A 26,602-nucleotide genomic window follows, 5' to 3' on the forward strand; every position below is an offset into this window, starting at 1 on the left:
AAAACATCGCTATGCTAATTATATGCAAACAGTTTTAAGTCGTATGAAATAGCACATACAAGACATACTAAAAACTGCAACAAACTATATATTCAGGAGGCGTTTTTTTTGTCACAATCTTTTTATAATGAATCAAATGATGCAACAGCATCTAACCAACAACAAAGCTTAAATCATGGTGGACATGAAGTAATGGATATGCATGAAACAATTGGTGAAATCATCGCAGGACTAAACTTATCCATTATTTTACGTCCGCAAGTAAAAGATCCAGAATTACTAAGCATTTTGGATAATCAATATAATTTCACACTCGGCATGTACAATACGATTGTGGAATCTTTTAAAACAGGGCATGATCCGTCTGTGCCAACCGGACGCTATGAAATGCAAACAGGGAACAACTTCCAATATGGTATTAAGCCATCTCAACCGAAAAAGCCGATGCAAAATGCAAGTGAGATTAATGATGAAATCATTTCTGGCTTCTTACTTGGTGCCCATAAAGGATCAGCTAAATGTATGACTGCAGCAGCTACTGAAACAACAAACCCTGTTGTGCGTCGTGTAGTTGCTGATAGTATTCCCAACTGCATCGAGATGGCATACGAACTTTCGATTTACCAAAATAAGCATGGCTACTATCAAGTGCCACAATACACACAACAAGATATGCGTGCGATGCTTGATTCCTTCGCTACGACTACGAATCCCCTCCATTAAATACAAAAAACCATTCATCGCGTACGCTATGAATGGTTTTTTTCTTCACGATAAAACTTTTCCTAAAAAGGCTTTTGTACGCTCATTTTGTGGATTACCAAAAATCTCATCCGGCGTACCTTCCTCTACAATATATCCACCATCCATAAACACAACACGATCTCCTACTTCTCGTGCAAAGCCCATTTCATGTGTTACGACAATCATTGTCATACCTTCTGCAGCTAGATTTTTCATAACATCTAACACTTCTTTCACCATTTCTGGGTCAAGAGCAGACGTTGGTTCATCAAATAAAATCGCCTTCGGTTTCATCGCTAATGCTCTAGCAATCGCCACCCGTTGTTGTTGTCCTCCCGAAAGCTGCTCTGGATAGTTATAGGCCTTACTATCAAGACCAACTTTTTTTAGAAGCTCATGACCAAGCTGCTCAGCATCTGCCCGATTCATTTTACGAATTTGCATCGGCGCCATCGTGACATTATCAATGACATTCATATGAGGGAACAAATTAAATTGTTGGAATACCATACCTACCTCTGCTCGGATAGCATTGATATTCGTTTTTGGTCCATTTATTTTAATATCTTCTATATAAATAGCACCATCTGTCACTTCTTCTAGCATATTAATGCAACGTAAAAAAGTGCTTTTCCCTGAGCCTGATGGTCCAATAACACAGACAACTTGCTTCTCTTGAATTTCATAATCAATGCCCTTTAATACTTCTAGCTTGCCAAAATATTTGTGTAAGTTTTCAATTTTGATCATCTTGCTTCTCTCCCTTCTGCCTTACGAGGGACATAGCTATTGCTGAATCGTTTTTCAATAAATGCTACTACTTTTGTGACAACATATGTTAAAACCAAGTATAGTAATGCTGCTACAATATACGGTTCCCAGAAACGGAAGCTCGCCCCTGCTACTACTTTACTTGCATATAAAATATCAGGCGCTGCAATAACCGTTACTAATGAGGAGTCTTTTAATAATGCGATGAATTCATTACCAAGTGGCGGAATCATCCGTCTAAAAGCTTGCGGTAAAATGACTTTTCTCATTGCTTGATTGTGTGTTAAACCAAGTGACCGTGCTGCTTCCATTTGGCCTTTATCAATACTCTGAATACCTGCACGGAAGATTTCTGCATTATACGCTGCACAGTTTAGTACAAGTGCGGTAATACCTGATACCATATATCCTAGTGAATGACCAAAAATCGTTGGAATGACCGCTAAATGAATTAATAATATTTGCACTAGCATCGGTGTCCCACGGAATAAATCGACATATAGTTTACAAGGCCAGTAAATGAATTTATTTTTAGAAACTTTCCCTAAACCTAATAGTAAGCCTAAAATAATACCACCGAAATAACCACTGAGCGTTAAAATGATTGTTACACCAATACCACGAATAAACATATCACGGTAGTTCCAAACTATGTCCCAGCGTAAATCAAAGATGTCCATTAGAACCCCTACTTTCCCATTCAAATTCTCTACCATAACGAGCTAATAAATCAAATGAGCCGCTAGCATCATTAGGCTAACGGCATCACGCATTACTTAAAGTCCTTACCAGTAATTTCTTTTAATTTACCATTGTCTTTAATTTTTTGTAGACCTTCATTTAATAGGTTTAACAATTCCGTATTGCCCTTTTTCACCATAAAGCCGTAGTATTCTTTTTCAAATGCATCATCTTCCACTACTTTTAGTTTTGCTTTCGGGTTTGCTTTAATATATTCGTATATAACTGCATTATCACCGATTGTTGCATCAACATTGCCATTTAACATTTCTTGAATCGCAACAGGTTGGCTTTCAAATGCCATAATATTTGTGCTGGCATCACCTTGTAATTTTTTTGCAGCCATATGGCCAGTAGCGTTAATTTGAACTGAAATCTTTTTATCTTTTAAATCTGCTAAAGACTTAATTTTTGAATCTTCTTTCACAACAATTAATAGTTGAGATTCATAATACGGCTCTGTAAAATCAAATGATTCTTTACGTTCATCATTTATCGTAATACCAGATGCCCCGATATGTGTTTCACCATTTTTAATTGTTTGGAATACAGGCTCCCAACCAATGTTTGCCCATTCCACTTTAAAGCCCATTTCGTCTGCAATCGCTTGCAAAATATCGACATCTAATCCTACAATATTCCCTTTATCGTCAACTGATTCGAATGGCGCAAAGGTTGCCTCTGTTCCAACCTTATATACTTTTTCAGTCGAGTCGCCATCAGCTGGAACATCGCCAGAAGATGTATCTTCTTTTGTACCGCAAGCTGCTAACACAAATGTTAATGTAGTCACGATCATTAATAACGTCCAAAAACTTTTTTTCATAGCTATTCCCCCTAAATAATTAATAATTTTCCGACACTATCGTTTTTCTATTCGGAAATGTTAGACTATTAGGTCAATTATAGTGTCAATAGAGTCGTTACACAATACGATTTCGTATAAAAGTGATTATTTTTTCATAAAAATGAATTAAGCGATACAAAACGAAGAGATATTATGTAATAAAAACAAAATTCATGTCGAAAAATGTATACTTATGCAATTTCGAGATAGGTTTCATACGTATAATAGCTATTTTTGTCCACAAAAAAAGAATCCCCTCAGAAAGGATTCTTCTTTTGGACTAGTACACTAGCCTCACGTTCGTTATGTTCACTAAAAAATTTTTGGAGTTGTTGCATTTTGATGGTTTTGAAAGGTTCAATAGTGGGAATAAAGCTAACGGGGCTAATTCCCCATATCCCTTTCTTTCTCCAGTAAGCAAGCTGCTAAACTACTTATTAGGAGAATCAAGCTATAAAAGTAAATCATTTAATCAGTAAAATGGCGCCCTTGGTGGGCTTAGTAAAAGTGCATCGTAAGGTTTTAACAACCTACAGTTAAGAATCGCACTTAATACCTTTTAATACTTTACTAGTAAACGAAACCTTTAGCAAGTGCTAAATGTGTTTTGTTACTAAAAATTTTATTTTGCGATGTACTTTTTATATTTGTAACATATATAGAAGAAAGTCACTTATTATTTTCAAATGAGTGACTTTTTTTATTACCTGTCATTTCAATCGCTTTTAGTACTTCAATAACCACATGTCAAAGGATACCTTACATAATTTAGCAACCCTTTGAATTTTTTGCGGTATAGTGAAACTAGATGCAGCAATAAACGCCAATTAGAGATGGAGGGGGCATGTTGAGAAAAACGAAACGTTTATGGCTTTTATTAACTCTCGGTATCGCAGGCATAGTGATAGGGACGCCGCTTTTCTTTTATGATGCATTGAATGGTAATCCGATTCGTTCCATATTAATGGAAAATGCAACAAAAAAACATCTTATGAACCATGGATATCATGCAGATGATTTGCTCGATGTAAAAGCATACTATTCACTGAAGAAAGATAATGGTATAAAAAGAACGCGCGCATTCGTTATTTTTAAGGATGAACCTGACCAAAAATATGTTTATATTCAACAACAGCAAAACGGAGAAATTCAACAAAGTTGCAGTTACTTTAACCAAGAGACAGATGCTTACGATAGTCATTACACCGATAAACGGAAGCATATAGTGCAAGACTGTACGACTACGATTTTTTCATTTAATCAGAATTGAAATTTTCATGGAAGATACAAATAAATGGTTTAGTTTTCCACACAGACGGGTATCTTAATGTAGTAAGCTCTATGAGGGAATGAAAAAGATATCCGTTTGTGCAGTGTTTCCTTTTCCATTGTCTTCTTGAAAGTGATGAGGAAAAGAGAAAAACCCCACAACCGTTGGTACAATAACGATTGCAAGGTTTTTCTTTTATATCATAAGGTTTTCTTACATGTAAAATGGCGCCCTCGGAGGGAATCGAACCCCCAGTGCAAGAACCGGAATCTTACGTGTTATCCATTACACCACGAGGGCAATTGAGCATAAAAAAAAAGTACTCACTCTAAAGCTTTACGGTAAAGCGTCATGTAGATAATCTTCATATCAGAAGCATACCTGCAAAATAGTGTACTGTACTTTAACTTACGACCTTTCCATTATACAAACGTATTGCTCACAATTCAACTATAATTTAAAATTTTTATTATAGATTTTATTTCTTAATATCAGCGTTAATATTTGACCTTCCCTGACTATAATGTGTATGATAAGGTTACAACTGAAATATAATGGATGATTTCAGTAAAAGTATTCGAATTTAGCTTTTTAAGGAGGATTTAACATGAATTTAATTCCTACAGTTATTGAACAAACAAGTCGTGGTGAACGTGCTTACGATATTTATTCACGACTACTAAAAGATCGTATTATCCTACTAGGAAGTGCAATTGATGACAACGTTGCCAACTCAATCGTTGCACAGCTTCTTTTCTTAGAAGCAGAAGATCCAGATAAAGACATTTCTCTTTATATTAACTCACCAGGTGGTTCTATTACAGCTGGTATGGCAATCTACGATACAATGCAATTCATCAAGCCAAAAGTACAAACAATTTGTATTGGTATGGCTGCATCGATGGGTGCTTTCCTACTTGCTGCTGGTGAACCAGGTAAGCGTTACGCATTACCGAATGCAGAAGTAATGATTCACCAACCACTTGGTGGTGCACAAGGTCAAGCGACTGAAATTGAAATTGCGGCAAAACGCATTTTATTCCTTCGTGAAAAGTTAAATGGTATTTTATCAGAGCGCACAGGTCAGCCATTAGAAGTCATCTCAAGAGATACTGACCGCGATAACTTCATGACAGCTGAACGTGCTAAAGAATACGGCTTAATTGACCATATTTTTGTGCGTAACGAACGCTAATACAAAACCCGCTAAGCCCAAATGTCTTAGCGGGTTTCTTCATGTGTTTTTTTTGTGCCAGGCACTCACACAATTCTCAAACAATTTCAATAGTGCCCGCTGAAAGCGAAGTGGATTTTTACGCTGTAGGAAATTGCTGTTTTAGCAAGCTTTTAATTTGTCGGCGGAAGGTGCCAGGCACTCAAAGTATTAATTTTCTCCTCGCGCTATGAGCTTTTGAATACCCAAGTAAAAATCCACGTAGACTCCTGCGGGAACGCACGTAACGTAAGATGCAACAGGCGGCGCGACAGCGACGGTTGCGGCTTACGTCGTGCCCGCGGAAAGCGAAGTGGATTTTTACGCTGTAAGAGATTGCTGTTTTTGCAAGCTTTTAATTTGCCAGCGGAAGGTTCCAGGCACTCAAAGTATTAATTTTCTCCTCGCGCTATGAGCTTTTGAATACCCAAGTAAAAATCCACGTAGACTCCTGCGGGAACGCACGTAACGTAAGACGCAACAGGCGGCGCGACAGCGACGGTTGTGGCTTACGTCGTGCCCGCGGAAAGCGAAGTGGATTTTTACGCTGTAGGAAATTGCCACCTTAGCGAAAGTGCCGCCCGCAGCGGAAATCAACGGTGGCAGAGAAAAACCTCTAAGTCCATGTGACTTAGAGGTTTTACTTTTGCTTACTCTTCTTTTTCAATCAGCGCAGCTAATGATGTAACCGCTTGCTCTGAATCGCTACCTTCACTACTTAAAACGACCTTCGTTCCTTTTGCAATGGCTAAGCTCATTACACCCATAATGGATTTGGCATTTACTTTTTTATCATCTTTCTCAAGAAAAATATCAGCGCTGAAACGATTTGCTTCCTGTACAAACAACGCTGCTTGTCTAGCTTGAAGCCCTAATTTTAATTTTACCTGGACTGTTTTCTCAGTCATTCGCAATTCTCTCCTTCACTACCGTTCATCTATTAGTTTTATATTACCGCACTTAACAGCAGAAGAACAATAAGCGATTACGTATGCTTTCATATCTATTGCTAATAAAAGCTTAACCGCCTATTTTTTCACCTCTTCTTAAAGCCTCTGCTATTTCGTCTATTTTACGCAATCGATGATTGACTCCTGATTTACTAACCGTACCACTGGATACCATTTCACCAAGCTCTTTTAGTGTCACATCCTGGTATTCCACACGTAAGCGTGCAATTTCACGAAGCTTTTCAGGTAACTGATCCAAGCCAACTGAATTTTCGATAAAGCGAATATTTTCTACCTGACGAAGCGCAGCCCCAATCGTTTTATTCAAGTTTGCCGTTTCACAGTTTACAATACGATTTACACTATTTCGCATATCGCGTAATATACGAACATCTTCAAATTTCATCATTGCTTGATGAGCACCGACAATATTTAAAAAATCGGAAATCTTTTCCGCTTCTTTTAAGTATGTCACAAAGCCCTTCTTTCGTTCAATTGTTTTTGCATTTAACTCGAATTCGTTCATTAAATCCATCAATGCCTCGCCATGCTCTTTATACAAAGAATAAATTTCTAAATGATAGGCAGACGTTTCTGGATTATTTACCGAGCCACCTGCTAAAAACGCTCCACGTAAGTAAGCTCTTTTATGGCCACTCTTTTTAATTAGCTCTCTAGAAATCGTATGATTAAATTGAAAATCATCCGAAATAATGGCTAAATCAATAAGTAACTCACGTGCACCTTCTCGTACACGGCATATATACACGTTATTTTTTTTCAAACGCATTTTCTTACGAACAAGTAGTTCCACATTGTATGGATATAACTTCTTCATGATCGTATAAAGCCTTCTAGCGATGGCAGCATTTTCGGTTTGTACGTCTAAGCTTAACTGTTTGTTTGCAAAAGACAATGAACCATTCATACGAATTAACGCTGATACTTCGGCTTTCATACAAGAATCGTCCGCTTCAACTTGTGTTAGCTCTTTTTTTGTTTCTGAAGCAAATGACATATCACGCCCCCCTTTCGACCTTTATTTCTATGTATATGTTCATCTTACCATATACAACAAGCATTCTTTAGGACTCTATAGTAGGCTTTCTTACTTTTTCCGTAAGATTTTTGCATAATCCACAAGCCATTGCGCTACATTTGCAGCATTATGGCGTACAGTCCCATCAGGTCGAATGGTTGCAATATCTCGTTTAATAACCTCTAATCCCATACTTTCAAGCTTTCCAACATCAAATGTTACGGGCTCTGCACATTCTTCTTTATAAAGCTCTTTTACAGGATGTGGTAGTTGTTCATCATTGACTAAAATAGAGTCGATAAAGGAATCTCCAACATGCTTGTGTATAGCTTGAACATGATCGCCTGCTGTGTAGGAAATCGTTTCCCCTTTTTGGGTCATTAAATTACATACATAAATTTTGCGTCCCTTAGCTTTTACGACTGCCTCTCCAATTTCTTTCACCAGCAAATTTGGAATAATACTCGTATATAAACTTCCAGGACCTATTAAAATATAGTCTGCTCTATTGATTGCCCGAATTGCCTCGGGTAGTGGTTGCACATTTTCAGGCACTAAAAAAACGCGATCAATGCGCTTTCCTGCTGTTGGGATTTTAGACTCCCCTTCAATTACTAGTCCATCTTCTAACTCGGCATGTAACGTGATTTTTTTATTAGCTGCTGGAATCACTCGACCATGTACTTTTAGCACTTTTCCCATTTCACTAATGGCATGACTAAAATCCCCTGTAATATCTGTCAAGGCTGTTAACATTAAATTGCCAAGCGAATGACCATTCAAATCCTCTGATTCTGAAAAGCGATATTGGAACATTTGTTCAACAAGTGGCTCTACATCTGATAATGCAGCGATGACATTACGAACATCTCCAGGTGGTGGAATATCATAATCATCACGCAAACGTCCTGAGGAGCCACCGTCATCTGCAACTGTTACGATTGCCGTGATATCAAAAGGGTGATGCTTTAAACCACGTAGTAACGTAGAAAGACCAGTACCACCACCGATGACAACTAGTCTTGTATGCTTTTTCCCCATTCACTCAATCCTTTCTTCGATTGATGTCACGGTGCGATATCACAGCATTTTCATTTTTGGCTAAGTAAGCACCAAAATATTCTGCTAACGTCACCGAACGATGCTGTCCTCCTGTACAACCAAAAGCAATGACAAGTTGTGATTTCCCCTCTTGTTTATAAAGCGGTACCATAAATTCAAACAAATCCGTCAGTTTTTGAATAAGGATTTGTGTATCCTCTAACGCTAGTACATAAGAAGAAACTTCTGTTTGCAAACCTGTTTTGGGGCGCAATTCCTCCACATAGTAAGGATTTTTTAAAAAGCGCACGTCAAACACTAGATCTGCATCTATTGGCATACCGTGTTTATATCCAAAGGACATGATATTAATTGAAAACGTATGATCTGCATCACTTGCAAATTCTTTCACGATTTTCTCGCGTAGCTCTTTTGGTTTCATATTGGATGTATTATAAACAAGGTTTGCGCGACCTTTTACTTCCGATAGAAGTACACGTTCTTGTGTAATACCATCTAGCGGTAAACCTGTTACAGCTAACGGATGCGCACGCCTTGTTTCTTTATAGCGTCTTACAAGCGTTGCATCATCTGCATCTAAAAATAATATGCGGACTGTAATGTCGCCTTCTTTTAATATATGGTCGAGTGCACCAATAAGCGAATCAAAAAAGTTGCCGCCACGCATATCCATGACAGCTGCAATACGTGTAATCGTTTTACCTGTATCTCTAAGTAAAGTTAAAAAAGTTGTGAGTAACGCTGGTGGTAAATTATCAATACAGTAATACCCTAAATCCTCAAAGCTTTGAATAGCTACGGTTTTTCCAGCTCCAGACATTCCTGTAATAATGACCAATTCATGTGTACATTGTTGACTTTCAACCACCACTGTCATGCAGCTCCTTTATTGTTCTATTGAATTTTGTAATTTCTCATGAAGCAATTCAAAATCCTTCGTGTATTCAAATGTACCGTATTGAATGCCTGATTGCGATACCGCAAACTGTAAATTTGTGCGATCACCTTCAGCCATAGGCAAATGTTTTAAATCTTCAATTGGGTGCCATGCAAGCTTACCTTCTCTTGTTTCTTCGAATGGTACACCTTCAATATCGTTTGCCATAAAAGTATACAGCATCCATTCATCTACCTTAACGTTGTCTTCTTTAATAATCATCGTATAGACACCTTTTAAATGCGTATTCAATGGGATAACATTTGTTTCTTCTTGAAACTCACGTAAAGCAGCCTCATAAATCGATTCACCGCTTTCCATTTTCCCACCTGGTGCTACATACCAGCCACGTCTAGGCTTTTGAAGTAATAATACTTTGCCGTCTTTTACGGCAATTAAGTTTGCAATTCTTTGCATAGGCACACCTCTAATCTCATCTACATTTCTATTCTTATTATAACAAGACATATCAGTGTTTGTCCTCATTTCACAACTATGCTATCTTGCTCAAAAAATCGATAAATTTAAAACATCATTAAACGTTTTTATTTCTTTTGGATTAAGCGTCGACTTGCTCCCGATGACTGTTATGTTTCACGAATACTTCATACATATAGTATACAGTTTTCTATTGCTAGACATGACATATTCAATATTAATAAGCTTCAGTTCGTGCTTGCTATTGCGTAAAAATCCACTGCGCTTTCCGCGGGCACGACGTAAGCCGTAGGGGTCTACGTTAAAGAAGGCTACTTGAATTGCTTTAAAAATTCAGAATTGTTTGGGTGCCTGGCACTCAAATACACTAAAAATAGGCTGCTCCCACCTACTTTAGGCGGAAACAACCTACTAGAAAAATAAAAGGGGGATTGCTAATTACACTATTTATCTTACACCTTTTATATGTCATTCAAGTTACAGCAATATTAAAACCGTATTAAAAATTTGTATTTTTTTCCGGAAATAATGGTCACTTTCCTATGTCAGCTTTGCAACTGTACACAGGATTAGCGCCCTATTTTATGTCCATTATGCTTTAATTTTTTCTAATAACTCTTCCACATAATGTTGTGCTGCTTGTGCTGCAATACTACCGTCACCAGTCGCAGTTACGATTTGACGAAGTGTTTTTTCGCGCACATCGCCTGCAGCAAAAATACCTGGTACTTTTGTTTCCATATTTTCATTTGTCACAATATAGCCAGCTTCGTTTAAAATGCCTAAAGCTTCAAATGGTTTTGTTAATGGCAGCATGCCAATGTAAATGAATACGCCATCTGCTTCAAATTCAGATTCTGTGCCGTCAACCGTTGATTGCAATGTAACGCTGCCTACTTTTCCGTTTGCTTCGTTAATTTCTTTCACTGTTGCATTCCAAATGAAATCAATTTTGTCGTTTGCAAAAGCACGGTCTTGTAGAATTTTTTGAGCGCGTAATTTATCACGACGGTGAACAATTGTTACTTTATCAGCAAAGCGTGTTAAATAGACACCTTCTTCAACAGCTGAATCTCCTCCACCTACGACAACGAGATTTTTTTGTTTAAAGAATGCGCCATCACATACTGCACAATAGCTGACACCACGACCACCAAGCTCTTTTTCACCAGGTACGCCCATTTTTTTATATTCAGCACCTGTAGAAAGAATAATTGCGCGTGTTTTATATTCTTTACCGCCAGATTTAATCGTTTTATATTCTTCGCCATCAATGATTTCGGAAACATCACCGTAAGCATATTCAGCACCAAATTTTTTCGCATGGTCAAACATTTTAGTAGACAGCTCAGGTCCTAAAATTGTATCGAATCCTGGGTAGTTTTCTACTTCTTCTGTATTGGCCATTTGCCCACCAGGGATACCGCGTTCGATCATTAACGTTGCAAGGTTTGCACGTGATGTATAAACAGCCGCTGTCATGCCGGCAGGTCCTGCCCCAATAATTACAACATCATAAATTTTTTCTTCTGACATACATACTTCCTCCTAAACTTGTAATACTTTTTCATAATAATGTTAGTATGTTCATCGTATGTGAAAGCAATCAGTTATTCAACTTTGTTGCTCACAACCTCAAATTAATTGGTTGGTAAAAACATTAATAATTCTTCAATGTATTTAGATAAGGTCGATACGGATACGCCGTACTGTTCGGCAATTTCTTTTTTCGTGACCTTCAACATACGAGAAGAGCGGAATAAATAATCATTGGCACCTGCAATAGCAGCTGGATTAGTAAAGCGATAATTTTGGTTTAGCGCATGTTCACAAAGGACGAACCACATTTGGAACATTGGTGCAACAAGTGTTGTTAATTTTCCATAGTGTTCTAATAAAATTTCTGGTACACGTACGGCTCTTAAAAAGCTGGCCTCTACTTTGTTTTTATCGTCAAATTGGTGGCCAAGTCCATACGCTAAAAAAAGCTTTTCAAAAGCACCAAATTGATCAACGTCTATCCACTTAGGATGCGCGATAATTTCCTGCTTATGCGCTGTACGATTTAGTAAAAATAAACCAAATAAACGATCGCTTACATAATTACTTTGCAATTTTTCTACGATATAGTCACGATCGTGTTCTAATGCGTCAAGCTCATATGTATTTTCCTGCTGACGCCATGGTTCAAAGCCTTCTTTCTCTGGATCCAGTTCAATCAACTGTTCCCATGCACTTTTAGCAATTTCATCGTAGCCAGAAAAATACGCTGCATGCGATAACCAAAAGTAAAAGCCTGGATCACCTAAATAGCCACGTTTTTGCATGCTGCGTAACCATTTAAAGGCTATTTCATATTGACCGATCAGTGCAAGTGTTGCCCCTAGTTTATAGCGATGATCCCAAGCATAAGGCTGAATTTTCACCAATACTTCTAAAAGGGCATTTAATTCCTCATCATTTTTCTCATAGTACGCAATAACCGTTAAATTACATAACGCATGTAAATTCCCTTTGTTTTCACGCAATACGGTGTTGAGTATAGCTTTTGCCTGCTCGGCTTCTCCCACATAAAAATAAGCTAAAGCTAAATTATTGTAGGCTGACCAAAATTCCGGTCGATCTTCTACTAATTGTTCTAATATATTAATTGCTTCTGGAAAATCACCCTTTTCCATGCAACGACGCGCTTGCTCCTGGCGATATAAATCTTCGCCACTACCTTCAAGCTCCTCATAATCATCTTGTTCAAAAGCTACAAATTCCAATATTTCTGCCGCTTCGTCTGCATAAGCGCCATCTGGTTCCATATCTAAATATTGCTCTGCAAAGCGTTTGGCATCTTGAATAATACCTACACAGCCAGACACCTCTGCCATGTAAAAAATAATTTCCGGTTCATTTGGGTCTAATTGATAGGCACGACGAAGTAAGTCATAGGCTTCTTCAAAACCTTGACCTTCTAATTCTACAATCGCTAATTGCAATAAAATCATTGGATCATCCGGACTTAAATCGACAGCTCGTTGTAAATATTTATAGGCTTTGTCCATCTGTCCGCTATTCATCGCTTGTATTGATTTTTTATAATAATAGTCGCCTGTAGGAATAAACGACACGACATTTGTTTGCTTCTCTTTTTGACGTTTCTTTTCCAAAATATTTCCTCCGAAACAAGAAATAAGGAACGTATTGGACGTTCCTTTTTACAGTAACTTATATTATACCATACAATAAGCGATATGCTGTTATTTCTCCTCGTGACGTTTTTCCAACACATGCAAGACATCAAATACATTCACTTTTTGTTCCTGCAATAAAACGAATAGATGGTAAAGTAAATCGGCCGCTTCCCATTTAACCTCTTCTGCATCGCGGTTTTTCGCGCCGATGACAACTTCCGTCGCCTCTTCTCCAACTTTTTTACAAATTTTATCGATGCCTTTGTCAAATAAATATGTAGTATATGCACCTTCAGGCATTTCTTGTTCACGCTGCTCAATCACTTTGACTAACTTCGGAATAATGCCGACTGAACCCACTTTTACTTTTTCTTGCAGTACATTCGTAAAGCACGAAGTTGTCCCGTTGTGGCAGGCTGGACCAGCAGGTATTACTTCTACTACTAAGGCGTCGCCGTCACAGTCCGCTTTAATGGACACTACTTTTTGCACATTACCACTCGTCGCTCCTTTATGCCAAAGCTCTTCACGTGAACGGGAGTAAAACCATGTTTCGCCTGATTCTATTGTTTTCGCTAAAGATTCTTTATTCATATAGGCTACTGTTAATACTTCTTTTGTATTGGCATCTTGTACAACTGCTGTCACAAGACCTTTATCGTCAAATTTAATATTGTCCATCATCTTACTGCCACTCCTTTTTCACGTAAGTATTGTTTTACTTGCGCTACGCTCGTTTCTTTGTAATGAAAGATGGATGCTGCCAGTGCTGCATCTGCATCGATATCATCTGCTAATACTTCGTAAAAATGTTCGGCATTCCCCGCACCGCCACTTGCAATGACCGGGACTGTCACGGCTTGTCGTACAGCCTTTGTTAACGCTAAATCAAAGCCTGATTTTTCACCATCCTGATTCATACTTGTTAATAAAATCTCACCAGCACCTAAGCGCACAGCTTCTTTAGCCCACTCTATAACTTGCCAAGATGTTTTGTTGCGGCCACCGTGTGTATACACCATCCACGTACCGTCTTCTTCGCTATAGCGTGCATCAATAGCCACAACAATACATTGTGCACCGAAAAAGTCAGAGCCTTCTTTAATAAGCGCTGGACGTTCTAGAGCAGAGGTATTGACGGATACTTTATCTGCACCAGCGCGTAAAATACGTTTCATATCTTCTAACGAGCGAATACCCCCACCAACAGTAAAGGGAATGGCTAATGTCGCCGCTGTTTGACGCACTACATCGACCATCGTTTCACGACCCTCATGCGATGCAGATATATCGAGGAATACGAGCTCATCTGCCCCTTGTTCATCATAAAACTTTGCCAGTTCTACCGGATCTCCCGCATCACGTAATGAGACGAACTGTACCCCTTTGACAACTCGCCCTTCCTTTACATCAAGACATGGAATAATACGTTTTGTTAGCACGCGGCCACCCCTTTCAACCATTGTTCTAATAAATACACGCCTAAGTCGCCTGACTTCTCAGGATGGAATTGCATACCTGTAATCGAACCATTTGCAACGATTCCTGGCACTGCAATACCATGATAGTCTGCATAAGCTACAAGCTCTGTTGCGTCAATATTTGTCGCATAAAATGAATGGACAAAATAAACGTGCTCAGCAGGTGCCTCGTCTTTTAACCATGCAGGGCGATTCGTCACAATCAATTCATTCCACCCCATATGTGGCACTCGATAAGATTGTTCCCCTTGCATACCGCTAAAGCGTTGAATGCTGCCTTTGAAGAAACCTAGTCCCTTCGTTGGCGTCACCTCTGTACTTTCTTCAAATAATAATTGCATCCCTAAGCAAATACCGAGCAATGGTCGATTTTCTACCTTCACTTTTTGTAAGTAGCAATCTAATTTTGTGTCAGCTAAACGTTTCATGGCATCTGGAAATGCCCCAACACCGGGCAGTAAAAGCGCATCAGCCTTATCTAGCTCATGTTCTTGAGCCGTTACAATGACATCACAGCCAAGACGTTGTAATGCTTGCTCGACACTAAATAAATTGCCCATTCCATAGTCAATGACACCGATTTTCACGTTAACAGCCCCTTTGTAGAAGGTACCCCTTTAACACGAGGATCGATCTCCACTGCCGCATCAATTGCACGGGCTAATGCCTTAAAAATCGCTTCAATAATATGATGTGTATTATGACCATATGGCACAATCACATGCACATTCATTCGGGCCTCCAGTGCAAACTTCCATAAAAATTCATGTACTAATTCTGTGTCAAACGTGCCTACCTTCTCTTTTAGCTCAGGCACACGATATTCTAAATGTGGACGGTTTGAGCAATCGACAACCACTTGCGCAAGAGCGTCATCCATTGGGACAAAGGCAGTACCGTAACGTTTTATGCCTTTTTTATCACCGAGTGCTTCCCGAATCGCTTGCCCTAGCACGATCCCAAGATCTTCCGTCGTATGGTGATCGTCAATATGCGTATCTCCATTCGCTTGAATTGTGCCATTAAAAAGACCGTGCTTAATAAATAAATCCAGCATATGGTCCATAAAACCGACACCCGTTTGGATATTTGCTATACCTTCACCATCTAAATCAATAGCCACTGCAATTTGTGTTTCATTTGTTTTGCGTTCTACTTTTGCATAGCGTCTCTTTTCTGTCATCGTACTACTCCTTTTCCCATCCACGAGATTCGACTGCACGGGCATGTCCCTCTAAGCCTTCCATGCGAGCTAAGCGTGCGATTTTAGGGGCATTGTCGGCCCAAGTTTTTTCACTATAATAAACAATGCTCGATTTTTTCACGAAGTCATCGACATTTAATCCACTGGCAAAACGCGCCGTGCTGTTAGTCGGTAATACATGGTTTGTACCTGCAAAATAATCACCAACGGGCTCGGAGCTATAGCGCCCAATAAAGATGCCACCCGCGTGACGTACTTGCTGTGCAACAGCTTCCGCATTTTTTGTGACGATTTCTAAATGTTCTGGCGCTAATGAGTTAATGGCCTCTACTGCATCTGACAACGTTTCGGCAATATAGATTGCACCATACTTTTTTATGGCAGCACGGGCTACTTCCTCACGTGGCAATGTAGCCAATTGTTTTTCAACTTCAAGTGAGACATTGTGTGCGAGCTGTTCCGATGTTGTCACTAAAATAGCACAAGCCATTTTATCGTGCTCTGCCTGTGATAATAAATCTGCAGCCACTTCATCAGCATAGGCAGTATCATCAGCGATAATTGCAATTTCACTCGGGCCAGCAATCATATCAATTGCTACTTCACCAAATACTTCACGTTTAGCAAGAGCCACGAAAATATTGCCAGGGCCTGTAATTTTATCGACCGCTTGAATCGTTTCCGTGCCATAAGCAAGTGCCGCAATTGCTTGTGCACCGCCAATTTTATATATTTCTTCAACCCCTAAAATATGTGCTGCAGCTAACACGCCAGCAGGTAATTTACCATCTCGACCGGCAGGTGATGTCATAACAATTCGCTGTACACCGGCTACTTGAGCAGGAATAACATTCATTAAAACAGAGGTAGGATATGCCGCTGTCCCTCCTGGAACATATAGACCTACTGCATCGAGCGCAGTAATACGTTGTCCAAGCCAAGAACCATCAGCTAATTCCATCCGATAGCCTGAGCGTTTTTGTTGCTCATGATAAAGACGAATATTATGGGCAGCTTCCGTTAAATCTGAATACAGTTGTGCATCGAGCGCATTTACGCCCTCTGCAATCTCTTCCTTCGTGACACGTAAATGGGCAGGTGCAAAGCCATCCCATTTTTCTGTATATGTACGTACTGCACTATCCCCTAGTGCTCGGACATCGGCCAATACTTGTCGTACAATCTGTAATTGCTCTTCGTTGCCACCCTCAAGTGGGCGTTTCAGCGGAATACCTTTTGCTAACTTTGTTATTTTCATAAAAAAAGTCCCCTTTAGTTCGAGCTAATCGTGCAGCACCTTTTTCGCAAAGCTTAGTCGACACAGTGCTTTAAACGTTTTACCAAGTCAATAATGCGCTCACCTTTCATACGGTAGCTCACAGGATTGGCAATTAAGCGTGATGAAACATCGGTAATAAACTCATATTCGACTAAACCATTTTCTTTTAACGTACGTCCCGTTGAGACAATATCGACAATGCGATCTGCTAAACCGATCATTGGCGCAAGCTCAATCGACCCATTTAATTCAATAATTTCGACTTGCTCCCCAATCCCTTTATAGTATTTCATCGCAATATTTGGATATTTAGTCGCAATGCGTGGCGCAATTTCGTTCATCGTCGTATTGGGCAAGCCGGCAGATGCGATATAGCATGTACTTATTTTTAAATCAAGAAGCTCATGTACGACACGTTGTTGTTCTAGTAAAACATCTTTGCCGGCAATGCCGATATCTGCAACACCATGCTCGACATAAACAGGAACATCCATTGGTTTTGCTAAAATAAAACGAATTTTTTCTTCAGGGATTTCTATCATTAATTTACGCGTCATCTCAACTTCTTCTGGTAAATTAAAGCCTGCTTCAATCAGCATTTGATAGGCCTCTTCAAAAATGCGCCCTTTCGGCATAGCAATCGTTAATTCATTCACCGCGATTTTCCTCCTGTCCAACAACCACTACCTGTGAAAAATGCGTTAAGAAGGCTGCTTCATCGACTAAACTACTTCTTAACTGTAATGTCGCCTGTTTGCCTTCAGCTCGTAACGCTTGTATTTTTCCAAGAGCCGCTTCAAAATCTGCTTCCTCAAAGAGCACCACAATGGCTTCTTCCTTGTCTAACGCTTGAGCAGTTATCGTCTCCAATAATCTGTCTACACGAATACTAAAGCCGGTAGCACCAACTGTTGAGCCAAATACTTCAAGCAGCCCATCATATCGACCACCGTTACCTAAAGGGAACCCACTGCCTGATGCAAAGACTTCAAATAACATCCCCGTGTAATAGCTCATATGGCTTGAAAGCGTAAAATCAAATGCGACATAGTGTGCTAAGTCCGCAACTGCTAATAATTTTGCTAGCTGTTGCATATAGTCTAGCGCGTCATTTTTGCGTACATATTTTTCAATATCACGAATTTCCTTTAACGTCATCGCTTCTTCGATAAATTGTAATAATGCATCGGATTTTGTTTTTGGTAAATCAAATGACGCAACCGCCTCTTCAAAACCTACGTAGTTACGCTGTACAAGCAATGTCCGTAATATATTTTGTTGTTCGATACTTTCTGTATAGTCCTGTAAAATGCAATTCAAAACACCTGCATGTCCAATTGTTACTTTGAAATGTTCGATACCGAACTGCTTTAACAATTCCATTGCTGTGACAATTACCTCAGCATCCGCAAATACCGAATGATCCCCAATTAGCTCGATACCCATCTGTTCAAATTCTGCAGGGCGGCCACCTTCTGTTTCCTGTGCACGGAATACACTAGCAAAATAAGCTAGACGTAATGGAATCATTTCTTTCAATAATTTGGATGTGGCTACTCGTGCAATCGGCGTTGTCATATCAGGACGTAGAACGAGCGTATTGCCCTGACTATCTACAAGCTTGAATAAATGTGCATCGGTAATGGCAGATGCCTTTCCTACTGTATCGAAATACTCAACTGTAGGCGTTTTTATAAATTCATAGCCTCTTGAGCGCAAAAAACTTCGACCAGTCTGTCTTACAGCTTCTACTTTTTCATAAATTGGCGGAAATTTATCGCGCATCCCAAGTGGCTTTTCAAACATTTTAATCGCTGACATGTTGACACTTCCTCACGTTTCACTTTAATTCACTAGAGTACTAGAGAATTAGAATATGAAAGTATTTTATCGCATTCCATCATTTCAGTCAATGGTTTATGCGGTGAATTCTCAAACAATTTCAATTCTTATTATTCAGTTAATTATACACCTAATTATATAAAGTGGAACTGTTATAGTGGCTATAGTCTAGCTTATGTAGTGTAAATAGAGGTTGGAACAATACTTTAAAAGTAGTTAGTGGTGCCAGGCACTCAAACATTTCACGAGTAGATGGTAGCGAAGGCGGTGACTCCTGCGGGAACGCACTCAACGTAAGACGCAACAAGCCCGCGCGATAGCGAGGGTTGCGGCTTACGTGTGTGCCCGCGGAAAGCACCGCCGTAGCGGACATCGATGGCATAACAAAAAAGTGTTAGATTGATTGCCGTCAATCTAACACTTATTTCTCTTATACCCTGCCTCTCACTTTTTCGGCGTACACCATTGTACAACTTCCTTTTGTTTGCGCTCCGCCATTTGTTCGGCTGTATAAATAATGCGCATCGGGTTACCACCTGCTAGACAGCCTGCTGGTACATCCTTATGTACTAGTGTTGCGGCTGACACGATGGCGCCGTCCCCGATGGTCACTCCCGGTAAAATGGTTGAGTTCGCACCAACCATCACTTCGTTGCCAATATGGACATCCCCTAATCGATATTCCTCAATTAAGTATTCATGTGCCAATATTGTCGTATTAAAGCCAATCACTGTATTATTGCCGACATGAATACGCTCTGGAAACATCGTATCGGGCATCACCATTAAAGCGATCGAGGTTTGATCACCAATTTTCATTTTTAAAAAGGTACGATACAGCCAGTTCTTCACGCGTAAAAAAGGTGTGAAGCGCCCAATTTGAATGACAATGAAGCACTTCATCACCTTCCAAAAGGACACCGTATCATAAACATTCCATAACGAGTTTGCTCCTTCGACACGATATCTTTCAGTTTTACGCGCCATTGTATTTACCCCTCTTTCACAATATCAAGTACATCCTTCATATGGTGTAACATATACTCTGGTTTAAACTGCTGTAAATATTGCTCCCCTTTAAGAGACCATGCAACACCTGCTGCTCTTACACCCGCATTATGTCCAGCTTCAATATCATGAGAATTATCACCGATCATAATAGCTTCTTCCTTAGCTGCTCCAAGTCGTGATAGCGCAAGTAATACTGGCTCAGGATCCGGCTTCACATGTTGGACATCGTCTGTCCCGACGATTACATCGAATAGATCACTAGCACCTAAAATATTCAACCCACGCTCAATCATCGAATTACGTTTTGTTGAGACGATCGCTAATTTAATGCCCATTGACTTTAATTTCTCTAAAGTGGACACCACATCGGGAAATTCTGTTACAAGCTCATCATGATGTGGTTCATTCCAAGTGCGATATTTAGCCATCATTTCCTCTTCTTCACCTGGCGTTAATTCACTAAATGTCTGTTTTAATGACGGACCCATGAATTTTAGGCAATCTTTTGGCGAATATTGCCCGGGAAATCTCTCTTCTAAAACGTGCATGAAAGATTGTATGATTAAGTCGTTTGTATTTAATAATGTACCATCAAAATCAAAAAGCAATGCCTTTACAGCCATACTTTCCACTCCTTACTTGTTGTCCAAATATTTCAATGCAGGTTTTACTTTTAATCGGCGGTAAATAATTGCCACTAGCCCTACGACTATTCCGATAATTGAAACGACCTGTGCAGAGCGTAAGTCTCCAACTAAATACAAACTATCTGTACGAAGACCTTCTATATAGAAGCGACCAATTGAATACCATATTAAATAGCTAAAGAATATTTCCCCGCGATTTAAATTCACTTTACGCAATGTCAGTAAAATTAATAATCCGACAAAATTCCATGCAGATTCATATAAAAACGTAGGATGTACATACGTGCCTAGTTCTTCAATGTACATTTGATTTATAATCCAATCAGGAAGCATCATGTTTTCTAAAAACGAGCGTGACACTGGGCCGCCAAATGCTTCTTGATTCATAAAATTGCCCCAACGGCCAATAATTTGACCAATTAAAAGACTTGGAGCTAAAATATCGGCCACACGTAAAAAGCTTACCCCTTTTTTTCGAGTAAATATGTACGCCGTCACAAATGCTCCAATTAACGCACCATGAATTGCAATACCGCCATTCCATATTTGAATAATATTGCCTGGATTTTCACTGTAATAATCCCAGCGCATCGAAACATAGTAAATGCGCGCGCAAACAATAGAGATTGGCACTGCCCATAATAACAAGTCAGCTAAAAAATCTTCGGGCAATCCACGTTTAACAGCCTCTCTTTGTCCTACAAAATATGCTAAAATAATCCCCGATACAATTAAAAGTCCGTACCAACGAACAGGAATTGGCCCTAAATGAAAGGCGACAGGGTTAATGTCTAAAAGTAGTAAATCCATTTTATGCTCCTCTCAATAATGAACGATGCATTAATCGTCTAATTCATCTGTTGAAGTAATCACTTCATCTAATCTTCTTGAAAACTCTTCCGCTGCATTGACACCCATTTTTTTCAAGCGGTAATTCATCGCCGCAACTTCGATAATAACTGATACATTTCGTCCAGGTCGTACAGGAATTGTTAGCTTTGTCAGTTCCGTATCAATAATTTTCATTTTTTCTTCTTCTAAACCTAAACGATCGTATACTTTGTCAGGGTCCCATATTTCCAATTCAATAATTAATGTAATACGCTTATATGGTCGTACGGCACTTGCTCCAAAAAGTGTCATAATATCGATAATCCCGATACCGCGAATTTCTAATAAATGCTCTAAAAGCGGTGGTGGACTACCGATTAAAAAGTTCTCAGACTCCTGACGAATTTCCACGCAATCATCCGCAACTAAGCGATGTCCTTTTTTGACCAACTCAAGCGCTGTTTCACTTTTCCCCACACCGCTTTTTCCGATAATCAGCACACCAATGCCATAGACATCAACCAATACACCATGTGCGGCTGTCATAGGTGCCAGGCGACCCTCTAAATAATTGGTTAGCCTACTCGAAAATTTTGTTGTCGTCATATGCGTTTTGAAAACAGGTACATGCTTTTCATTTGAAGCTTGAATAAGCTCTTCCGGTACTTCTAAATCACGCGAGATAATGATAGCGGGTGTATCTTGCGAACATAGTAATCGCATCCGTTCTAGTTTCACATTTACCGGTAACATTTCAAAAAAGGATAGCTCCGTTTTACCTAGCAATTGTACTCGATTAGCAGGGTAATGCGTAAAATATCCAGCCATCTCCAACCCCGGTCTGGAAATATCACTCGTGGTAATTGTTCTTCCTATGCCTTCTTCCCCGCCTAATAACTCTAGCTTAAATTTTTCCATTACGTCCCTTGTCAATACTACGACCAATGTTTGCAGCCTCCATTCAAACGAATTGAATATTGTTTTATTTTAGCATGCCTATGTATAAAAGAAATGAATTTACACTTGTTTGCATGTATTGCGTACTCCCATTATACTTCCTTCAAGTCAGCAGTGTAACATGCATGTGCTAAAATTACCTATACTATGTAAAAATAGAAAAACTAGCGGTCTCCAGAACCGCTAGTTTTTGCATTTATTTATTTTTGAGTCGCTAACCATTTTGCAACGGCTTCAGCGTCTGCACCTTTAATTAGTCCAGCTGGCATAGCCCCACGACCATTGTTAATGACATCTAAAATTTCCTCTTCCGATAAACGAGAGCCTACATTGTTTAGTGCAGGTGCACTACCCATACCTTGTAACTCACCGCCGTGACAAGTAACACATGATTTCATTGCAATTGCTTTACCGTCTGGTTCAGCAGCCGTATCGTTATTACCTGTAGCATTATTTTTGTCTCCGCCGCCACCACATGCAGCTAGGAAAATGGCTGAACCGAACACTAATGTTAACATTGCTTTTTTCATTAGTACCCCTCCTAAATAAATGAATATCTTTCCGTAATATTATACCAAAACTACGCGCGTTTGAAACCTTCACCTAACACCTCGTAGGCATCAGAAACAATGACAAACGCAGATGGGTCAACGTTTTTAATGAGTTGTTTCAGCTTTGTGAACTCTGTCTGGTAAACGACAACCATTAACACTGGTCGTGCTTGTCCTGTATAACCGCCAATTGCAGGTAATTTTGTTACACCACGATTTATTTCGGCATATATGGCATCACGTACTTCATCTTGCTTCAACGTAATAATATAAACCATTTTAGATTGACTAAATCCAAGTTGAATAATATCAATCGTTTTCGTTGTAACATAAAGACCAATTAACGCATAGAGTCCTTTTTCTAAGTCAAAAACAATCGCTGCACTAATCGCGATGATTCCATCAATTAATAGTACACTTGTACCAAGCGATAATCCGGTAAACTTCGTAATAATTTGCGCTAGTAAATCAGTGCCACCAGTAGAAGCATTCCCCTTAAAGACGAGTCCTATTCCTAATCCAACAACAATTCCCCCAAAAAGTGCACCCAGCAAAGGATTGTCCGTCCAAGGTTCCCAATGATCTGTTATTAATACAACAAACGGTAATGTTAACGTACCAACAAAAGACTTTACACCAAATTTTTTACCAAGTATTAGAACCCCAGCTAAAAACAGCGGGATATTAAATGCATACTGTACGAGTCCAGGATTCCAGCCAAATAGACCATGTAAAATGGTGCTTATTCCGCTGACGCCACCTGATGCTACTTGATTAGGTAGTAAAAAGACATTAAAACCAATTGCCACTACTGCGGCACCCACAATTACATATACATACTCCACAATACTTGCTTTTACATCTTGTGTTTGATTCATTTCCTCACGCCCACTTCAACTATCAGAATTTTTCTAAAGACGACATGATTATAGCAAATAGTTTACACGTTGAGAACTTCATCTTGATAAAGAGAAACTCCACGTAACCGAGAAAATAGAGCTTGGACAGAAACATTTGCTATGCTTACTTTGCAATAAATAAAAAATAAAATGAATACACTAGTTGATGGTAGCGAAGGCGGTGACTCCTGCTCAGAACAGCACACAATGTAAGACGCAACAAGCCGCGCGGTAGCGAGGGTTGCGGCTTACTGTGCTGAGCGGAAAGCAACACCGTAGCGGACATCAACGGCATAGTGAAAAAGTGTTAGATTGTATACCATCAATCTAACACTTCATTTTTACATCCTTATTTTTTGTAGATTCCCTAATTATAACGATGTTTCTGCCCATTCTAATGCTTCATTGTAAAGTAGATCAATGCTTGTCAATTCTAGATTTAATTGCGGGGCTAATTGTTCTAAGCGTTGCCAATCTAATTTACCAAGGGCAATACTAAATTCCAAATAAGGTGTCATCTCTGTTTGACCGCCTAATATAGTTTCGGTTATCGCCTCTGAAAAAGGTAGTTGCTGCAAAATAGCATGCATCGGTCTTTGTAATATCGTATCAATTAATGAAAACATGCCCACTAAAAAGTATTCAGAAAAGTTTTCTTTATAGGATAGCTTTGCTAATTTTTCACAGACCTTTGCTCTGAACAAAGAAGTACACATCAATTCTTGAAAAAGATCCGTATCTGTTTTACCATCGAATTCACGCAACGCTAATAAATAAATCCATTTTCGAAGATTGGCTAAACCAAGTAATAAAATGGCTTGCTTAATTGAACGTACTTTCGATTTTGAACGTCTATTAGAATTATTAATCATTTGTAATAATTTATACGTCAAGGATATATCTCGTTCAATATTTTCTGCTAGCAGATGAACATTTGGCTCTTCTTCTTTTAAGAGCGAAATAATATGGAAATATTGAATAGCATTTGCTGGAATATCCATTGCTTTAATGATTTGAGGTTGTTCAAAAAAATAGCCTTGAAATAACGCATAGCCTGAATGCTTTGCTACTTTAAATTGCTGTTGTGTTTCTACTTTTTCTGCCAACAATTGAATATGAGGGAAATTTTCTTTCACCAAATTTTCGATTTCCATTCGTTCAAGCACTGAAGATACTAAAAAATCCACTTTTATAAAATCAATATGCGGAAAAAGGTTTTCATATACTTGTCCATTTTCTTGCAAAATAAAATCATCCAAAGCTATTTTAAATCCATGCGACTTCAACTCTATGACACGCTCAACTAATTTAGGTGTTAGTGGAACATCCTCTAAAATTTCAATGACAACTTGCGCAGGATTTAAAAACTCCTCAATTGAACTCATGAGCAAGTTTTCCGTAAAATTAACAAAACAAGGCTTACCCTTTGTCACTTCATCGATACCAATTGATAAAAATGAGTTCACTAACACATCTACTGTTGCAGCATCTGAATCGACATCAGGAAAAGAATTTACATTATTGTTTCGATATAACAATTCATACGCAACGACCTGTTCGTGAAGATTAAAGATTGGCTGTCTCCCGATAAATACTTCCATTTCGTTGCCCCCAATTCACCATTTTCTAGTAATTATTATAGCATCTTTCATTACCTTACGCTTATTTTTTCAGCATAACTTTATCTTTTTCCTACCGAACAACTATTATATGCCTATATATTTAGCTAAATATTACTTTCCTAGATAAAGTAGCTTTATATAATACATTTTTGATATTATACTACTTCCCTTCACGACATAGATTGGAAAAAAGACATCGATAGGCTATAAACAAATCAGCAATTATTCATAAAAAAAATGCCTCAGAAATGATTCTGAGGCACCTATTTATTTTCCGCCAAACTTAGATTTAAGTGCACCAATAACTGCCGGTACAACTGAGATAAATATGATCAAAATAAGTACTACCGAGAAGTTATCTTTAATAATTGGGATATTACCAAAGAAATAACCAAGTAATGTACAGCTGAATACCCATAACACTGCACCTACAATGTTGTACAGTAAAAAGTAGCTATAGTGCATCTTACTTGCACCTGCCACAAACGGGATGAACGTACGAATAAATGGCATGAATCGAGCAATCACAATCGTTTTCCCGCCATGTGTGTTAAAAAATTTCTCCGCCGCTTCCATGCGTTCTTTTTTAACAATTCGGCCTAAAAAGCTTTTCGGTGGAATCGATGTTCCGACTTTATGACCTATATGATAATTCATTGTATCCCCTAAGATTGCCGCTGCCAAAAATACAGGAATTAAAACCCATAGATCAAAGGCACCCATCGCTGCTGTTAATGTACCACTAGCGAAAAGTAATGAATCACCTGGTAAAAATGGAAAAATAACAACACCTGTTTCGACAAACACAATGGCAAATAAAATGAGATAACTCCAATTACCAAAATCACGAATGATTTCTTCCAAATGCACATCAATATGCATTATAAAACTAATTAACTCTTGAATGAGTCCTATCATCGTTTTTGTAAGCTCTCTTTCAATTTAATTTTTCTAAAAGCTTGGACGTTGTTGCACACCAATGGGTTCCATAACAACGTATATATTACTTCTCCCCTACTATATGACAAGCCCTTTTAAAGTATGTAGAAGTTTTACACATGACTGATTTTATCACTACGGCTCT

28 protein-coding genes and 1 tRNA gene are annotated in these 26,602 nt (G+C 38.9%); 3 read left to right on the forward strand and 26 right to left on the reverse strand.

The window, feature by feature from the left end; translation table 11 throughout:
- Positions 1–108: 108 nt before the first annotated feature.
- Entirely contained in the window at positions 109–723 is a 615-nt protein-coding gene (locus tag ACKVEV_RS12915) for a spore coat protein (RefSeq protein WP_409366819.1), read from the forward strand.
- 45 nt (positions 724–768) lie between these two features.
- On the opposite strand, the gene ACKVEV_RS12920 is transcribed toward ACKVEV_RS12915, so the two are convergent.
- From ACKVEV_RS12920 to ACKVEV_RS12930, 3 genes are all read right to left on the reverse strand, one after another.
- Entirely contained in the window at positions 769–1,494 is a 726-nt protein-coding gene (locus ACKVEV_RS12920; protein WP_409366820.1) for an amino acid ABC transporter ATP-binding protein, read from the reverse strand.
- Complete coding sequence (locus ACKVEV_RS12925) at positions 1,491–2,195, reverse strand: amino acid ABC transporter permease (RefSeq protein WP_402926007.1); 705 nt, start codon at positions 2,193–2,195, stop codon at positions 1,491–1,493. The genes ACKVEV_RS12920 and ACKVEV_RS12925 overlap by 4 nt, the downstream gene beginning before the upstream one ends.
- Positions 2,196–2,287: 92 nt before the next feature.
- Positions 2,288–3,082, reverse strand: coding sequence for a basic amino acid ABC transporter substrate-binding protein (locus tag ACKVEV_RS12930; protein WP_409366821.1), 795 nt, complete (start codon positions 3,080–3,082; stop codon positions 2,288–2,290).
- Between the two features lie 865 nt (positions 3,083–3,947).
- On the opposite strand from ACKVEV_RS12930, the gene ACKVEV_RS12935 reads away from it, so the two are divergent.
- A complete protein-coding gene (locus ACKVEV_RS12935) occupies positions 3,948–4,373 on the forward strand; it encodes a DUF3139 domain-containing protein (protein ID WP_409366822.1) in 426 nt (141 codons plus the stop codon).
- Positions 4,374–4,598: 225 nt separating this feature from the next.
- Here the strand turns inward: ACKVEV_RS12935 and ACKVEV_RS12940 are convergent.
- A tRNA-Arg gene (locus ACKVEV_RS12940) sits at positions 4,599–4,673 on the reverse strand.
- Positions 4,674–4,980: 307 nt separating this feature from the next.
- Here ACKVEV_RS12940 and clpP point away from each other — a divergent pair.
- Positions 4,981–5,568, forward strand: a complete 588-nt coding sequence (gene clpP / locus ACKVEV_RS12945; protein ID WP_024363901.1) for an ATP-dependent Clp endopeptidase proteolytic subunit ClpP — start codon at positions 4,981–4,983, stop codon at positions 5,566–5,568.
- A 668-nt stretch (positions 5,569–6,236) separates the two neighbouring features.
- Here the strand turns inward: clpP and ACKVEV_RS12950 are convergent.
- The 22 genes from ACKVEV_RS12950 to ACKVEV_RS13055 form a co-directional block, all read right to left on the reverse strand.
- Positions 6,237–6,494 carry an HPr family phosphocarrier protein gene (locus ACKVEV_RS12950; protein WP_409366823.1) on the reverse strand — a complete coding sequence of 86 codons (258 nt, stop codon included), beginning with the start codon at positions 6,492–6,494 and terminating at the stop codon, positions 6,237–6,239.
- A 112-nt stretch (positions 6,495–6,606) separates the two neighbouring features.
- On the reverse strand, positions 6,607–7,554 hold the full coding sequence (gene whiA, locus ACKVEV_RS12955; RefSeq protein WP_402925997.1) for a DNA-binding protein WhiA: 948 nt from the start codon (positions 7,552–7,554) through the stop codon (positions 6,607–6,609).
- 90 nt (positions 7,555–7,644) lie between these two features.
- Positions 7,645–8,616, reverse strand: a complete 972-nt coding sequence (gene yvcK / locus ACKVEV_RS12960; RefSeq protein WP_409366824.1) for a uridine diphosphate-N-acetylglucosamine-binding protein YvcK — start codon at positions 8,614–8,616, stop codon at positions 7,645–7,647.
- Positions 8,617–8,620: 4 nt separating this feature from the next.
- On the reverse strand, positions 8,621–9,514 hold the full coding sequence (rapZ, locus tag ACKVEV_RS12965) for an RNase adapter RapZ (protein ID WP_409366825.1): 894 nt from the start codon (positions 9,512–9,514) through the stop codon (positions 8,621–8,623).
- Between the two features lie 9 nt (positions 9,515–9,523).
- Complete coding sequence (locus ACKVEV_RS12970; RefSeq protein WP_409366826.1) at positions 9,524–9,991, reverse strand: NUDIX domain-containing protein; 468 nt, start codon at positions 9,989–9,991, stop codon at positions 9,524–9,526.
- Between the two features lie 612 nt (positions 9,992–10,603).
- On the reverse strand, positions 10,604–11,548 hold the full coding sequence (trxB, locus tag ACKVEV_RS12975; protein WP_409366827.1) for a thioredoxin-disulfide reductase: 945 nt from the start codon (positions 11,546–11,548) through the stop codon (positions 10,604–10,606).
- A gap of 104 nt (positions 11,549–11,652) precedes the next feature.
- Complete coding sequence (locus ACKVEV_RS12980; RefSeq protein WP_409366828.1) at positions 11,653–13,170, reverse strand: tetratricopeptide repeat protein; 1,518 nt, start codon at positions 13,168–13,170, stop codon at positions 11,653–11,655.
- A gap of 90 nt (positions 13,171–13,260) precedes the next feature.
- Entirely contained in the window at positions 13,261–13,878 is a 618-nt protein-coding gene (hisIE, locus tag ACKVEV_RS12985; protein ID WP_409366829.1) for a bifunctional phosphoribosyl-AMP cyclohydrolase/phosphoribosyl-ATP diphosphatase HisIE, read from the reverse strand.
- Entirely contained in the window at positions 13,875–14,636 is a 762-nt protein-coding gene (gene hisF, locus ACKVEV_RS12990) for an imidazole glycerol phosphate synthase subunit HisF (RefSeq protein WP_409366830.1), read from the reverse strand. The genes hisIE and hisF overlap by 4 nt, the downstream gene beginning before the upstream one ends.
- Positions 14,630–15,262, reverse strand: coding sequence for an imidazole glycerol phosphate synthase subunit HisH (hisH, locus tag ACKVEV_RS12995; RefSeq protein ID WP_409366831.1), 633 nt, complete (start codon positions 15,260–15,262; stop codon positions 14,630–14,632). The genes hisF and hisH overlap by 7 nt, the downstream gene beginning before the upstream one ends.
- A complete protein-coding gene (gene hisB / locus ACKVEV_RS13000; protein WP_409366832.1) occupies positions 15,259–15,858 on the reverse strand; it encodes an imidazoleglycerol-phosphate dehydratase HisB in 600 nt (199 codons plus the stop codon). Before hisB ends, hisH begins: the two co-directional genes overlap by 4 nt.
- Positions 15,859–15,862: 4 nt before the next feature.
- Positions 15,863–17,137 carry a histidinol dehydrogenase gene (hisD, locus tag ACKVEV_RS13005; RefSeq protein ID WP_409366833.1) on the reverse strand — a complete coding sequence of 425 codons (1,275 nt, stop codon included), beginning with the start codon at positions 17,135–17,137 and terminating at the stop codon, positions 15,863–15,865.
- Between the two features lie 53 nt (positions 17,138–17,190).
- A complete protein-coding gene (gene hisG / locus ACKVEV_RS13010; RefSeq protein WP_409366834.1) occupies positions 17,191–17,814 on the reverse strand; it encodes an ATP phosphoribosyltransferase in 624 nt (207 codons plus the stop codon).
- Positions 17,807–18,979 (reverse strand): ATP phosphoribosyltransferase regulatory subunit, encoded by a 1,173-nt coding sequence (locus ACKVEV_RS13015; protein ID WP_409366835.1) that lies wholly within the window; start codon positions 18,977–18,979, stop codon positions 17,807–17,809. Before ACKVEV_RS13015 ends, hisG begins: the two co-directional genes overlap by 8 nt.
- A 465-nt stretch (positions 18,980–19,444) precedes the next feature.
- The gene (locus ACKVEV_RS13020) at positions 19,445–19,987 is read right to left on the reverse strand and encodes an acyltransferase (protein WP_409366836.1); all 543 of its coding nucleotides are present in this window, start codon (positions 19,985–19,987) and stop codon (positions 19,445–19,447) included.
- Positions 19,988–19,992: 5 nt separating this feature from the next.
- Complete coding sequence (gene ppaX / locus ACKVEV_RS13025) at positions 19,993–20,634, reverse strand: pyrophosphatase PpaX (RefSeq protein ID WP_409366837.1); 642 nt, start codon at positions 20,632–20,634, stop codon at positions 19,993–19,995.
- 12 nt (positions 20,635–20,646) lie between these two features.
- A complete protein-coding gene (lgt, locus tag ACKVEV_RS13030) occupies positions 20,647–21,468 on the reverse strand; it encodes a prolipoprotein diacylglyceryl transferase (protein ID WP_409366838.1) in 822 nt (273 codons plus the stop codon).
- Between the two features lie 30 nt (positions 21,469–21,498).
- On the reverse strand, positions 21,499–22,434 hold the full coding sequence (gene hprK, locus ACKVEV_RS13035; protein WP_409366839.1) for an HPr(Ser) kinase/phosphatase: 936 nt from the start codon (positions 22,432–22,434) through the stop codon (positions 21,499–21,501).
- Positions 22,435–22,646: 212 nt separating this feature from the next.
- A complete protein-coding gene (cccB, locus tag ACKVEV_RS13040) occupies positions 22,647–22,976 on the reverse strand; it encodes a cytochrome c551 (RefSeq protein WP_409366840.1) in 330 nt (109 codons plus the stop codon).
- Between the two features lie 50 nt (positions 22,977–23,026).
- Positions 23,027–23,875 (reverse strand): YitT family protein, encoded by an 849-nt coding sequence (locus ACKVEV_RS13045; protein ID WP_409366841.1) that lies wholly within the window; start codon positions 23,873–23,875, stop codon positions 23,027–23,029.
- A 392-nt stretch (positions 23,876–24,267) separates the two neighbouring features.
- Entirely contained in the window at positions 24,268–25,497 is a 1,230-nt protein-coding gene (locus ACKVEV_RS13050; protein ID WP_409366842.1) for an EAL and HDOD domain-containing protein, read from the reverse strand.
- A gap of 288 nt (positions 25,498–25,785) precedes the next feature.
- Positions 25,786–26,433 (reverse strand): VTT domain-containing protein, encoded by a 648-nt coding sequence (locus ACKVEV_RS13055; protein WP_409370552.1) that lies wholly within the window; start codon positions 26,431–26,433, stop codon positions 25,786–25,788.
- Positions 26,434–26,602 lie beyond the last annotated feature (169 nt).

The sequence above is a fragment of the Lysinibacillus sp. 38-6 genome, from assembly GCF_046245175.1.
In the GTDB taxonomy this organism is placed as follows: domain Bacteria; phylum Bacillota; class Bacilli; order Bacillales_A; family Planococcaceae; genus Lysinibacillus.